Source organism: Staphylococcus sp. GDX8P80P (assembly GCF_017893095.1).
GTDB lineage: Bacteria > Bacillota > Bacilli > Staphylococcales > Staphylococcaceae > Staphylococcus > Staphylococcus borealis.
The window spans coordinates 22664-36913 of the sequence record NZ_JAESMI010000017.1; the positions used below are offsets into that span (position 1 = coordinate 22664).

The following is a 14250-nucleotide window of genomic DNA, read 5'->3' on the forward strand; positions in this document are numbered from 1 at the left end:
TACAAGGGACGAATCGCCGTGTTGCCACCCTAATTGTAACGAAGTCTATTTCTTAAACTAAGTTACCACTCAAAACGCGTAACGTACGTCAATCGGCTTAATCTATTAAAGCACCTGTTCTTGTGTTCAAAGTTATAAATTACTCAGTATAATCTTCCAGCCAAGGATTATATCTCTACACAATTATATGAATTGTTGTCTCTTTCATTTATACTTTCAAGAATCATATCGGTATTAATTATAAAGTTCAATAACTATGATAACGAGTTTATGTATAGTTTGCAAGCTTTAAGATGCAAAATATTGTTTTAATCCATCAACAACAGCTTCTTCAACAACTTGTCTATGAATTTGATCTCTGATCATTACTTCATCAGTTGGATTACTAATATAACCAAGCTCTAATAATACAGCTGGCTTATTCGTTTGTCTAAGTACTTGGAAGTTCTCTTGTCGTGTGCCCCTATTAGACAATAATGCTTTCTTTTGAATATTAGCATTCAACGTCTCTGCTAATGTTTCCTGATTATCTTTATACCAATAAACCGTTGCACCATTTGCATTAGGACTATCAAGAGAATCATTATGTATACTGATAAAAGCATCACCATTCATTTTTCTATCATCTAGACTAACATAAGTATCATCTGATCTCGTTAACTTTACTGTTGCACCTGCTTTTTCAAGTGCACGCTTCAATTCTTTTGCAGTTTTCAAAGTATAATTTTTCTCTAAACTCTTTTTTGTAGTATTACTGGATGCACCTTGGTCATTGCCTCCATGTCCAGGGTCTAAGACAATGACCTTATTTTTCAAAGGGTTTTCATTCTTGTTAGCATCCGCTTCAATATTTAAGCTTGTATGCCATCCAGCTATCCACCCCTTTTCAGTGCCATCTCTACTTTCAACTTCTATCCATTTACCAGATTTACCTAATCTTGTGAATGTGTCGCCTTTATCGACATGATAAATCACAGGATAGGCGGCATTTGGACCAGTACGTAATTCAGCATCTTCAGAAACTGTAATTCTATTGCTTCCTTGATCACTATGATTCATAAGCATATATAATAATATTAAAAATAATATAAATGCGCATACAACAACCAATGTTGTTAGATTTTTAAGATCATGTTTAGATAACCATGCATCTATTTTATTCATATTATTTTGCCATCCTGACTTTCATAAATAATCGTAACTGGACCATCATTTATAATTTCAACTTCCATGTCCGTGCCAAATTCACCAGTTTGCACTTCAACATCGTACGATCTTAAGGCAGTGTTAAATTTTTCATATAACGCATTGGCTTCTTCAGGGTTCTTTGAATTTGAAAATCCAGGTCGATTACCCTTGCGGACGTCAGCATATAACGTAAATTGTGAAATAGATAAAATTTGACCATCCACCTGTTGAATATTTAAATTAAGTTTGCCATTATCATCTTCAAACAAACGTGCATTTATGATTTTTTTAGCAACTGCTTCTATGTCGGCTTCAGTTGTTTCCTTACCTATACCAACTAACAAGCAATAACCTTTGTCTATTTCATTATGAATGCTGTCATTTGTAACTGCTGCTCTTTTTACTCTTTGTACAACTACTCTCATATTAATAGCACCTCATTAATTCCATACTCTACTTACAGTGTATACATCACTTAGTTGTTTAAGTTTCTCCACAACACGGAAGACATCATTAACGTTACGTACCATAACACTAATTGTAATGATTGCATTTTTATCTGTATCAGAACGTCCATTAATTTTGATAATACTTCCAACTGTAGAATTAACAGCTTGTATTACTTCATTTAATAAACCATTACGATCATAAGCACTTACCTCTAGGTCAACTTGGTATCGTTGTGTTGAATCTTTAGATTTTACCCATTCAACTGCGATTAATCGCTCTGTTTCATTTTTAACATTTGGACAGTCCGTACGATGTACTTTAATGCCATGCCCCTTAGTGATATATCCTACAATATCATCTCCTGGGATTGGATTACAACATTTTGAGAGTTTGATTAATACGTTCTCAATACCTTCAACATAAACACCACTATCCGTAATGATATCTTCTTTTATTGGTAATGACTTAATCACTTCTTGTGCTTCGTTAAGTGCTTTTTGCTTGTCTTGTATCCGTTGTCTTTCCGTTAATTTATTCACAACTTGAAGTGCTGTTACACCACCAAAACCAACAGCAGCAAATAAATCGTCGTCATTGGCAAAATTATATTTTTCATTGACGACTTCAATATTTTTATCCGTTAAAATATCATCTACTCTAAAGCCTTGTTCCTTAATTTCAGCTTCAACCATAAATTTACCTTTTTCAATGTTAGAGGAACGGTCTTGCTTTTTAAAGAATCCTTTAATTTTACTTTTAGCACTTGATGATTTAACTATTTTAAGCCAATCTCTACTTGGCCCATACGAGTGCTTGCTGGTGCGAATTTCAATAATATCTCCAGTTTGTAGGACATAATCAATTGGGACAATTTTACCGTTTACTTTAGCACCGATCATTTTATTACCGACTTCACTATGAATGGCATAGGCGAAATCAATTGGAACAGCACCATAAGGTAATTCGATGACATCACTTGCAGGTGTAAACGCATATACTTTATCGCTTTGCAAATCATACTTCAATGATTCCATAAATTCTTGTGCATCCGATGAAGTATGGTCGGCTTCAGCTAATTCTTTTAACCAATTCAATTTGTTTTGGAAATCTTGGTTCTTTTCATTGACGGTTTTACCCTCTTTATATGCCCAATGCGCAGCAACACCATGTTCTGCAATTTCATGCATTTCATACGTTCTAATTTGAATTTCCAATGGGTCTCCATTTGGTCCAACTACTGTTGTATGAAGCGATTGATACATATTTTGTTTAGGCATTGCAATATAATCTTTAAATCGTCCAGGCATTGGTTTCCATAACGTATGAACTAATCCTAATATTGCATAACAATCATTAATAGAATTAACTATTACACGAATAGCTAATAAATCGAATATTTGATCAAACTGCTTTTTCTGTTTCATCATTTTACGATAAATACTATAAATATGTTTCGGTCTACCACTAATGTCACCAGTGATATCCATTTTCACCATTTCTGTTTGAATTTTATCTATAGCGTTTGCGATATATGCTTCTCTTTCGCTACGTTTCTTTTTCATTAAATTAACAATACGGAAATACTGAACACTATCTATGTATCGTAACGCAGTATCTTCTAATTCCCATTTAATTGTGTTAATACCTAAACGATGTGCTAATGGTGCATAGATTTCTAATGTTTCTTTAGAAATACGCACTTGTTTTTCTCGAGCCATCGCTTTTAATGTTCTCATATTATGTAATCTATCTGCTAATTTAACAAGTATGACTCGAACATCTTTTGCGATTGCAATAAATAATTTACGATGATTTTCTGCTTGTTGTTCTTCTTTAGAACGATATTTTACTTTTTTTAGTTTAGTTACGCCATCCACAATTCGTGCGATTTCCTCATTAAACATATCCTTCACATCATCAAATGTATATGGTGTATCCTCTATAACATCATGAAGAAATCCTGCAACAATCGTTGGACCATCTAAACGCATTTCTGTAAGTATGCCCGCTACTTGAATAGGATGCATGATATACGGAAGACCATTTTTACGAAACTGGCCTTGATGAGCTTCATAAGCGATATGGTAACTTTTTAAGACGTATTGATAATCATCAGTTGATAAATATGATTTAGCTTTATTTAGCACCTCGTCAGCGCTATATGGATACTCGTTATTCAATATATGACACCCCAACTCATTTGTATTTCAAATACTCAACCAATATTCGAATTTTTGAAAATTAAGAAAACATACATTGTCCTTCTTTAATCCGAGTATATCATCTATTTCGATATAGAAATGCGAGTATTACTTTAATTTTATCAAATGTTAAAAGAACTATAAAAGCTTTAACAATTATATAAATAATAGTTCTATGATACTACAAGTTTTTAAATAAATAAATGGTGTTACACTAAAACAAAAACAAGTCGTTTATTTTAATAACAAAAAGTGGGAATAAGATAGAATTCCTTTCGAATCCATTATCTCATTCCCACTTATCACGCAAGTATTAATCAACGTGCGCAACGCTTATGTCGTACGCTAGTCAATTATTCATCGTATGAAATTAAGCTCATAACGTCGTAATCTTTAATTTTTTCAATACCATTTAAATATTTAAGTTCAATAATAAATGCAATTCCAACAACGATACCGCCAAGCTTTTCAACTAATTTAATTGCAGCTTCAATCGTACCTCCAGTTGCTAACAAATCATCTGTGATAAGCACACGTTGACCTGGTTTAATTGCATCATTATGCATCGTTAAAACATTTGTTCCGTACTCTAAGTCATATTCGTAGCGAATGACCTCACGAGGTAACTTACCTTCTTTTCTAACTGGCGCAAAACCAATACCCATTGAATACGCTACTGGACATCCAATGATAAATCCTCTAGCTTCAGGACCTACAACAACATCTACATCTCTGTCTTTAGCATATTTTACAATTTGATCGGTAGCATAACCATAAGCTTCTCCATTATCCATGATTGTAGTTATATCTTTGAAACTTACTCCCGGTTTTGGCCAATCTTGCACTTCCGAAACATATTGCTTTAAATCCATTTATCTATTTCCTCCTATAATCTAACCCTTTTGTGATTTAATCCAAGTTTTTAGTTGCGTAAAATCATCATAAAGAAGAAGTTTCTCAACTTCCATTCTTGATTGTCTTAGTTGATAAACACGACTTGTTTCAATATTTTGTTTATTAGGATTATCTTTAATTTTAATTATACCATTTTCCTCTGTTACAAAACCTAACTCAAAAAATACTTTTAGCATAAATTTTAAAATGTTAGGCTTTACATCTAGAAACTGACATAATAACATGCCTTCTTGTTCTAAATTTGTTTCTTTTTTAGTTATTAGTGCTTTATAACAGTTTTTGAATTGCGTCGTCGTCGGCATACCATCAAAATAGATTGATTGTTGATGTTGTAACACTAAATAAAGTTGAGAATAATTTAATTCTTCGAGACTCATTTTTAAACTCTCTAAATCAAGTGGTAAATCTCTTAAGACAACGACTTCATGGTCCCCATCTATTTTATCACCATAATAATAGTAATTATCATGTAATTTTTCTTTTTTAGGATGAATCAAGAATGCAATATTAGTATCATTAGGGTCCAAATTCAATTGTTTACGTTTGCTTCGATAGTCTAATATTTGTTCATTATTTGTTGCAATATCTTGAATAATAAATTGTGGTGATTGGTTACCGTTCCATTCGTTGATTTGCAAATTACCCAGAAGATTAATTGGTTGACCAAGTTCTATTTGCGTAGCTAAATCACCATTTTGCCAAAATAAACTTTGCAGTTTCAATTGCCCAGTTATTAATTTTAAGTGGTTTTTATCTTTGCCAATGGCTTTAACATCTACAACTTCATTGTCATCTAATTCTAATAACGGTTTCTCAAAGTCTGTACCAAATGGACTGAGTCTTTGAATATCACGAATATTGTTAATCGTAATATCACTCTCTTCTAATTTAACTGCGACACGTTTATTTGGCTCTAATGACGTATGTTCTGATAATTGGTGCATCCATTCATTTAATCCTTGCTCTAACGACTCAATATAATCAATTTCCATAGTCATTCCAGCCGCCATATGGTGACCACCGAATTTAGAAATTAAATCTTGATGTGCACTTAAAATTTCAAACATAGATACTTGCTCTATACTTCGTGCTGACCCTTTAGCATGGTTTTGTTCTAAATCAATATTAAGCATTAAAGTCGGTAGTCCATAGGTTTCAACTATTCTAGATGCTACGATACCAAGGACACCTTCATGCCAATCCTCCTTAGCTAATAACAAAAATTGTTTGCCCTTATTCACTTTATCCTCGGCTATAGCTAATGCTTCTTCAGTAATCTGAGCAACTATCTCTTTACGTTCAATATTAAAATGTTCAACTTGTTCCGCTAGAAATTCCGCTTCTTCTTCATCTTCTGTCATTAATAATTCTGCTGCTAATGAAGCATCTTCTAATCGGCCTACTGCATTTAGTCTGGGTCCTATAATGAAACCTATCGTTTCTTCGTTAATCGTGTCATTATAACCCGCTTGGTTAAGTAAAGCTTTAATTTGTATCGGACAACTTTCGTTTAACAAAGCTAATCCTTGTTTTACAATCGAACGATTTTCATCAGTCAATGAAACTAAATCTGCAATCGTTCCTATTGCAGCTAAGCTTATAAAATAATTAGGTGGATTATCCAATAAAACTTGAGATAATTTATACGCCACGCCAGCACCACACAAATAATGAAATGGATAATCATATTCCGGGTGCATTGGGTGCACGATTGCATATGCTGAAGGTAACGTTCGACCAATTTCATGATGGTCAGTAACAATAACATCAACGCCTAGTTCTTGTATCATTTCAATCTCTTTATGACCTTGTATACCATTATCGACAGTTATGATTAGGGATACACCTTCGTCATGTGCATTTCTAAATGCAAGTTCATTAGGTCCATAACCTTCTGTGAAGCGATTTGGAATATACCAACCTACCTCAGCACCTAATGTCTTTAACGTATTAACCAATATAGTCGTAGAAGTGACACCATCAGCATCATAATCACCATATACCAAAATGCGTTCATTTTTATCTATAGCTTTATTAATTCGATTAACCGCTTTTTCCATATCACTTAATAGCCATGGATCATGGTTGACGGCTGTTTGATTCAAAATCGCTTTAATAGACGCATCTTCAGTAATAGATTTACTTTCAAGTACTTTTTTTATAATGGGTGTTAATTGATATTTATTTGCTAATGTTTCATCTATGTATTGTGTTGGAGGTTCATATAGCCAATTATATTTTGATTTAATCATGTCATTATCCTCCCTTTTTCCAAAAGCCATTATACCGAAAATTGAGCTAAATAAAAAGTAATCAACGTTAAGTTATTAAAAGCGTTAAAAAAGAGTAGAACGGAATTCGAATTGAATTCAACATTCTACTCTTATAAACTATACTAATATTTTTTCATCATTTGATTTTTTCTCTTTGTATACCGTTAATTTACCATTATCTGATTTCTTAAGTTGTCGTTTTTTCATAATACCCCATAATGGCACAGCGATAAATACTGAAGAGAACACACCAGAAACTAATCCGATTAATAGTGCTAATGAGAAGTTAAATAAACTTGATGCACCAAAGATTAAAATCGCTACTACGACAACTATAACAGTTAATACCGTATTGATAGAACGTGTCATTGTTTGACGTATAGATCGATTGACGATTTCATCGATTTGTTCAGGTTTAGTAATAACCTTAATTTTATGAAGGTTCTCCCTTACACGGTCAAATGTAACAATCGTATCATTAATTGAATAACCTACAATGGTTAGTACAGCTGCGATAAATGTGATATCAACTTCTAATCGGAATAAACTGAATAAAGCAACAATCATAAAGACGTCATGGAGCAATGCTAAAACAGATGATAATCCCATTCTCCATTCGAATCTTAGTGATACATAGATAATAATACCTATTGCAGCGTATATAAGAGCTTTCATTGCGTTTTTAGCTAATTCTTGACCAATCATAGGTGATACCGTATTGACTGTTGGTTTATGACCATACTCGTCATTTACTTTTTTATTTAACTCTACGACTTTATTTTTAGATAAGTCTTTTTTGAATTGAACAGTCGCTTGTTTGTTGTCATTACCATTAATTTGAACTTGATCTGGTGTTAATCCTAAATCTTTCATCGTACGTTCAACTTTAGGTTGTGATAGTTTCGTATTAGAATCAATGTCTACTCTAGTACCTGCTGAAAAATCAATACCAAGGTTTAATTTAAAGATACTCAATATAACAATACCAACGATTAAGATTAAAATACTAAATCCAATTAATGGTTTTGCTAATTTCACAAAATTCCATTTTTCATATGAGGTTTTAAGATCATGAACATCTACGCCTTCATTAATATCATGTCGATCCTTCTTACTAACACCAAATAACCAGAATTTCTTCTTAAAGTAGTTAGAAGATACAAGTAATGATAATAAACCTCTTGATAAGAATACGGCGGTTACAAATATCATTAAGATACCTAAAAGTAACATTGTTGCGAAACCTTTAACTGAGCTTTCACCGAAGAAGAATAACACACCAGCTGCAATTACTGTTGTTAAGTTCGAGTCAAAGATAGTTAAGAATGAACTTTTATTTGCTTTAGAGTAAGCCTGTTTTAATGTCCTACCGATTCGCAGTTCATCTTTTATCCGCTCATACATGATAATATTCGCATCTACCGCCATACCTACACCGAGCACAAGTGCTGCTAACCCCGGTAATGTAAGCACACCAGAAATAAAGTTAAATGCTACTAAAGTAAGGTAAATATATACTGTTAATGCGATAATAGCAACGATACCTGGAAGTCTGTAGAAGCCTACCATAAATAAGTATATAATTGCTACACCAATTGCAGATGCAAATATAGTTTTATCAAGTGCGTCTTGACCAAATTGTGCACCTACTGAATTAGAGTAAATTTCTTTTAAGTCAACTGGTAAAGAACCTGCGTTAAGCAATTCTGCAATTTGTTTAGCACGTTCTACACCTTCTTGACCATGGAAACCACCTGAAATTTCAACGCTATCAGAATTAATAGGTTGATCAACAGACGCTGCTGAAACGAATTTACGTTTGTCTTCAGGTTTTTCTAATTCTTTATGGTAGCTATCTCCTTTTTTAAAATCAAGCCAAACTACCATCATGTTTTCTTGTTTTTTTGAAATTTCTTCTGTTACTTTTTTAAATTTTGCACGGTCTTTTAATTTAAACGTAACTGCTGGCTCATTTGTACCTTGCTTGAATTCTTGCTTAGCTGAGCCTTGTACAATATCTTTACCTGTTAATTTAACTTTGTCATTAGCATCACGAATCGTTAAATTAGCCTGAGAAGATAATATTTTACGTGCCTCATCAGGATCTTTTACACCTGCTAATTGAACTCTGATACGATCTGGATCCTCAACTTGAATGTGAGGTTCAGAAACACCTAGCACGTTGACACGGTTTTCCAAAGTTCTAGCAGTAGATTGCAAGGCTTTTTCATCGATTTTTTTATCCCCATCAAGTGGTTTAACTTGATAAAGCACTTCGAATCCACCTTGTAAATCTAGTCCGAGATTTACATTTTTAACTACATTCTTATAAGTCATCCCCATTCCAACAAATAGAACGGCTACGATTAGTATGAATGCAATTATCCTACTAAATTTCTTCACATGAACACCTCATTGTTTACTTATGTACTAAGAATAATCTTTTAATAAACCATGTGCAAGTTAATAAAAAATTACATAGTTATTACATGACCTATCTATATTAACATACCACATCTATTAGTGAAATTAAGATCATTGCACCTAACCCTTTAAAACTAAAAAAACTGTCAACAAAGATCAACTCTGTCGACAGTTTTAGATAATTCATTTCGTATCTCCCTTAATATTAAGAAGGGTCTACTTGTTTAATCGCTGGTTTTTCAAAAGTCATTTCAGTACCATGACCATTAACTGTAATAACAACTGTAGTTTCATCCACAGCTTTAACAGTTCCTTTTAAACCACCAATTGTAGTAATACGTTGACCTGATTCAATTCGACTAATCATTTCACGATGCTCTTTCGCACGTTTTTGTTGAGGTCGAATTAAAAAGAAATAAAATACTATAATTAAAATTATAGGTAAAATTAACGCTGAAACGTTCATTATGTTGTCTCCTTATTTAGAAATTTTTAGGGTTCTCTACATTAAGCCCATATTGTTCAAAGAATTCATCTTTAAAATCTAAAAGACGATCTTCTCGAATAGCTTGTCTAATATCTTCCATCAATTTTAGCAGAAAATGTAAATTATGAATAGTAGTAAGACGGATACCGAAAGTTTCTTCAGCTTTGATCAGATGTCTGATATAAGCACGTGAATAATTCTTACATGTGTAGCAATCACAATTTTCATCTAGTGGTTTAAAATCGTTAGCATATTTAGCATTCTTAATCACTAATCTTCCGTTCGATGTCATACATGTACCATTTCTAGCGATACGCGTTGGCAAAACACAGTCAAACATATCCATTCCACGTATACTACACTCAATTAACGCATCTGGAGACCCTACACCCATAAGATAACGTGGTTTATCATCTGGCATATATTGCACAGTATGTTCAACCATTTCGTACATTACTGGTTTAGGTTCACCTACAGATAAGCCACCGATTGCATATCCAGGGAAATCTAGTGCAACTAATTCTTTCGCACTTTGTTCTCTTAAATCTTTGTATTCTCCACCTTGGATAATACCAAAGAGCGCTTGATCATCAGGACGCTTATGCGCTTTTAAGCAACGTTCAGCCCAACGTGTCGTACGTTCAATTGAATCTTTTACATATTTATATTCTGAAGGCATAGGTGGACATTCATCGAACGCCATCATAATATCTGAACCTAAATCATTTTGAATCTCCATCGATTTCTCAGGACTTAAAAATAATTTCGATCCATTCGTATGATGTCTAAACTCAACACCTTCTTCACTGATCTTACGAAGATTACTTAAACTAAATACTTGGAAACCACCTGAGTCAGTAAGAATTGGGCCATCCCAATTCATAAACTTATGTAGACCCCCAGCTTGTTTGATAATATCATTTCCAGGTTGTAACCACAAATGATACGTATTTCCAAGTATAATTTTAGCTTCAATTTGGCGTAATTCTTCAGGACTCATTGTTTTAACGGTTGCTTTTGTACCTACTGGCATAAACATCGGCGTTTCAAAAGAACCATGTGGTGTGTGAACGATACCTAAGCGTGCACCTGATTGTTTACAAGTCTTTATATGTTCATAAGTTACTGCTGGCATATTTAATACCTCTCATTCATTAAATAATTAACATCGCATCACCGAAACTGAAGAATCTATATTCCAAGTTAACAGCTTCTTTATATGCGTTTAAAATGTTTTCTCGACTACTAAATGCGGAAACAAGCATGACAAGCGTTGATTTAGGTAAATGGAAATTAGTAATCAAACCATCTATGGCTTTGTACGTAAATCCTGGATAGATAAAAATATCAGTCCAGCCACTGACAGCTACAAATTCACTATAATCTCTACGAATCGTCTCTAAGGTTCTAGTAGATGTTGTACCTACAGAAATGATTCTGTGGCCTTCTTTTTTAGTTTGATTTAATAAGTCCGCTGTTTCTTGTGTCATTTGGTAATATTCACTGTGCATTTCATGGTCATTGATGTCTTCAACACTCACAGGTCTAAATGTACCTAATCCAACATGCAAGGTTATAAATGCAATATTTATTCCTTTAGCTCTAATATCATCTAACAATTCATCTGTAAAATGTAAGCCAGCTGTTGGCGCTGCTGCTGAGCCGCTTTCTTTGGCATATACAGTTTGATAACGATCAGGATCATCTAAACGTTCTTTAATATATGGAGGTAGTGGCATTTCACCGAGTTCATTCAATCTTTCTTCTAATATTCCTTCATAATGTAAACGCATGATACGTCCACCTTGATCTAATTCTTTGATGCATTCAGCTACAATCTTACCGTCTCCGAAAGATAATTTATTACCCACTTTAATTCGTTTTGCAGGTTTAAGTAATACTTCCCAATCGTTATCCTCAATTCGGGTAAGCATTAGCATTTCAACTTTTGCGCCAGTTTCTTCTTTCAAACCAAATAATCGTGCAGGCATAACACGCGTATCATTTAAGACAAGCGTATCACCAGCTTCTAAATAATCAATCACATCCTTGAAATGTTTATGTGTGATGTGACCATCTTTTCTACCTAACACCAATAATTTACTTTGGTCTCTATCTTTCAAAGGGGTCTGAGCAATTAATGATTCAGGCAAGTCATAATCAAATTCCTCAACATTCATTTTTATTCCCTCATTTATTAAAAATTTTTGAAATGTTCATACGCATATGCAGTGGCTTTTCTACCTCTAGGTGTACGTTCTATAAAGCCTTTTTGAATTAAAAAAGGCTCGTAGACATCTTCAATGGTTACACGTTCTTCACCTATAGATACAGCTATTGTATCCAGTCCTACAGGTCCTCCATTGTATTGATTTATAATACATCTCATCATTTTATGATCAATATAATCTAAACCTTCTGCATCTACTTGTAGTAATTGTAAAGCTTGTTTCGTTGTTTCAATATAAATTTGTTCATCTTCATTAACTTGTTGAAAGTCTCTGACACGTTTTAATAAACGATTGGCAACACGTGGTGTACCTCGCGAACGTTTCGCTAATTCAGTCGCACTTTCATCGTCAATTTTAGTATTTAAAACTTCTGCTGTACGGATAATGATTTCTTTTAAATCATTTTCGTTATAATATTCCAATCTTAGATGAACACCAAATCTATCTCTCAATGGGCCTGTTAAACTTCCAGCTCGTGTAGTTGCACCAACTAACGTAAATGGAGGTAAGTCTATTCTAATACTTCTCGCCTCATCACCTTTACCAATAATAATATCAATGAAGAAATCTTCCATTGCGGAATATAACACTTCTTCTACAGTACTACTTAAACGGTGAATTTCGTCAATAAATAATACATCGCCAGGTTGTAAGCCAGAAAGTATCGCAGCTAGGTCACCAGGTCTATCTAATGATGGTCCTGAAACAGTTCTAATATTAACATCCATTTCATTTGCAATAATATTAGATAGCGTTGTTTTACCAAGTCCTGGTGGTCCGAATAAAAGTACATGATCTAATGGTTCTTCACGAAGTTTAGCCGCTTTAATGAATACTTCGAGATTATTCTTAATTGAAGATTGTCCTATATACTGTTTTAATCTTGTTGGTCTAAGTGACAGCTCGAAAGACGTTTCTTCATTATGCAAAGATTGATCAACCATTCTGTCATCCATATTTTCTCCCCCAGTTACATTAGTTAATGTTTAGTCTCTGTTTTTAAAAAATTAAGATACCAGTGTTTTTAAGCCGAGTTTCACTGCTTCATCAACTGAATCAAATGATGATTTGTTCAATACTTTTTCAACTTTAGCTATTTCACGTTTTGAATATCCTAAAGCTTCAAGTGCAAGTAAAGCTTCTTTCACTAGTTGCTCATTATTTGAACTATTTTCATTGATACTGAGTAGTGATTCAGTTGTTTCTGTTGTAATTTGTACTTTTCCTTTTAAATCAAGCACAATTTGACGCGCAGTTTTCTTCCCTATACCTGGAAACTTCGTTAAATAAGCGTCATTTTCATTCTCAATGGCTAGTTTAACTTCATTTGGAGTACTTATCGCTAAAATTGCTAATGCAGATTTAGGGCCTATCCCTGTTACTTTAATCAAACTTAAAAACATATCTTTTTCTTCTTCATTGATGAAGCCATAAAGTAACTCTGCATCTTCTCTAACAATCAACGAAGTATATATGACTACTTCTTGCTCCAAATATTTTTGAAAACGATAAGAATTAGGTGTTTGAATTTCGTACCCTACTCCATTCGATGTTTCAACAACTACGTGAGTTGGAAATAATTGTGTTAATTTCCCTTTAATATAAGCGTACATTATTAACCTTCCTTACATACTCATACTGATTAATTCGACTTTAGAAACATGATCAATATTTCGTAAAGCTTTAATAATTTCGTCAATTGAAATCGTAGTATTTTGGGCGCTTAAAGATAGCGTTATCGTAGCTTTCTCTTCCATAGGTACACTTTGATGAATTGTAAGTACAGATAATTGTAGTTTAGAAATAGTATTCAGTACTTGTGCCAGCATTCCTACTATGTCATTTACATAAAGGATGAGTGTAAATTCACGATGGTCTAGCATTTTCTCATCTACAGGAAATATGGTTTCTCTATATTTGTAAAATGCACTCCGGGAAAGATCGAATAATTTAACTGCTTCATAAATGGACAATTCCGGATTATTTTTTAAAGCATCTTTAATTTTTAATGTCTTAACCACTGATTCAGGTAAAACATCTTCTCGTATCAAATAAAACTTTTTATAATCTTTGTTGTCCAC

At 33.4% G+C, this 14250-nt stretch carries 12 protein-coding genes; all 12 read right to left on the minus strand.

The window, feature by feature from the left end; translation table 11 throughout:
• Window positions 1-288 precede the first annotated feature (288 nt).
• The 12 genes from KA858_RS02050 to KA858_RS02105 all read right to left on the minus strand — a co-directional run bounded on the left by KA858_RS02050 (window position 289) and on the right by KA858_RS02105 (window position 14250).
• Entirely contained in the window at window positions 289-1164 is an 876-nt protein-coding gene (locus tag KA858_RS02050; protein WP_210134885.1) for an N-acetylmuramoyl-L-alanine amidase family protein, read from the minus strand.
• Complete coding sequence (gene dtd / locus KA858_RS02055; RefSeq protein ID WP_075108341.1) at window positions 1161-1613, minus strand: D-aminoacyl-tRNA deacylase; 453 nt, start codon at window positions 1611-1613, stop codon at window positions 1161-1163. The genes KA858_RS02050 and dtd overlap by 4 nt, the downstream gene beginning before the upstream one ends.
• A gap of 15 nt (window positions 1614-1628) precedes the next feature.
• On the minus strand, window positions 1629-3818 hold the full coding sequence (locus KA858_RS02060; RefSeq protein WP_053029567.1) for a RelA/SpoT family protein: 2190 nt from the start codon (window positions 3816-3818) through the stop codon (window positions 1629-1631).
• 374 nt (window positions 3819-4192) lie between these two features.
• Entirely contained in the window at window positions 4193-4711 is a 519-nt protein-coding gene (locus KA858_RS02065; RefSeq protein WP_053029568.1) for an adenine phosphoribosyltransferase, read from the minus strand.
• A 21-nt stretch (window positions 4712-4732) separates the two neighbouring features.
• A complete protein-coding gene (gene recJ / locus KA858_RS02070) occupies window positions 4733-7006 on the minus strand; it encodes a single-stranded-DNA-specific exonuclease RecJ (protein WP_210134886.1) in 2274 nt (757 codons plus the stop codon).
• A 138-nt stretch (window positions 7007-7144) separates the two neighbouring features.
• Window positions 7145-9430 (minus strand): protein translocase subunit SecDF, encoded by a 2286-nt coding sequence (gene secDF, locus KA858_RS02075; protein WP_193839256.1) that lies wholly within the window; start codon window positions 9428-9430, stop codon window positions 7145-7147.
• Window positions 9431-9656: 226 nt separating this feature from the next.
• The gene (gene yajC / locus KA858_RS02080) at window positions 9657-9917 is read right to left on the minus strand and encodes a preprotein translocase subunit YajC (protein ID WP_011275581.1); all 261 of its coding nucleotides are present in this window, start codon (window positions 9915-9917) and stop codon (window positions 9657-9659) included.
• A 16-nt stretch (window positions 9918-9933) separates the two neighbouring features.
• The gene (gene tgt / locus KA858_RS02085; RefSeq protein WP_070854918.1) at window positions 9934-11073 is read right to left on the minus strand and encodes a tRNA guanosine(34) transglycosylase Tgt; all 1140 of its coding nucleotides are present in this window, start codon (window positions 11071-11073) and stop codon (window positions 9934-9936) included.
• 19 nt (window positions 11074-11092) lie between these two features.
• Window positions 11093-12118, minus strand: coding sequence for a tRNA preQ1(34) S-adenosylmethionine ribosyltransferase-isomerase QueA (queA, locus tag KA858_RS02090; protein WP_053029650.1), 1026 nt, complete (start codon window positions 12116-12118; stop codon window positions 11093-11095).
• A 17-nt stretch (window positions 12119-12135) separates the two neighbouring features.
• On the minus strand, window positions 12136-13125 hold the full coding sequence (gene ruvB / locus KA858_RS02095) for a Holliday junction branch migration DNA helicase RuvB (protein ID WP_075108336.1): 990 nt from the start codon (window positions 13123-13125) through the stop codon (window positions 12136-12138).
• A gap of 51 nt (window positions 13126-13176) precedes the next feature.
• The gene (gene ruvA, locus KA858_RS02100) at window positions 13177-13782 is read right to left on the minus strand and encodes a Holliday junction branch migration protein RuvA (RefSeq protein ID WP_210134887.1); all 606 of its coding nucleotides are present in this window, start codon (window positions 13780-13782) and stop codon (window positions 13177-13179) included.
• Between the two features lie 12 nt (window positions 13783-13794).
• A complete protein-coding gene (locus tag KA858_RS02105) occupies window positions 13795-14250 on the minus strand; it encodes an ACT domain-containing protein (RefSeq protein ID WP_070854917.1) in 456 nt (151 codons plus the stop codon).

Coding starts and splice junctions, on each gene's coding strand:
- dtd (WP_075108341.1), bottom strand. CDS start 1,613: ATGAGAGTAGTTGTACAAAGAGTAAAAAGAGCAGCAGTTACAAATGAC.
- recJ (WP_210134886.1), bottom strand. CDS start 7,006: ATGATTAAATCAAAATATAATTGGCTATATGAACCTCCAACACAATAC.
- yajC (WP_011275581.1), bottom strand. CDS start 9,917: ATGAACGTTTCAGCGTTAATTTTACCTATAATTTTAATTATAGTATTT.
- KA858_RS02065 (WP_053029568.1), bottom strand. CDS start 4,711: ATGGATTTAAAGCAATATGTTTCGGAAGTGCAAGATTGGCCAAAACCG.
- ruvB (WP_075108336.1), bottom strand. CDS start 13,125: ATGGATGACAGAATGGTTGATCAATCTTTGCATAATGAAGAAACGTCT.
- ruvA (WP_210134887.1), bottom strand. CDS start 13,782: ATGTACGCTTATATTAAAGGGAAATTAACACAATTATTTCCAACTCAC.
- KA858_RS02050 (WP_210134885.1), bottom strand. CDS start 1,164: ATGAATAAAATAGATGCATGGTTATCTAAACATGATCTTAAAAATCTA.
- queA (WP_053029650.1), bottom strand. CDS start 12,118: ATGAATGTTGAGGAATTTGATTATGACTTGCCTGAATCATTAATTGCT.
- tgt (WP_070854918.1), bottom strand. CDS start 11,073: ATGCCAGCAGTAACTTATGAACATATAAAGACTTGTAAACAATCAGGT.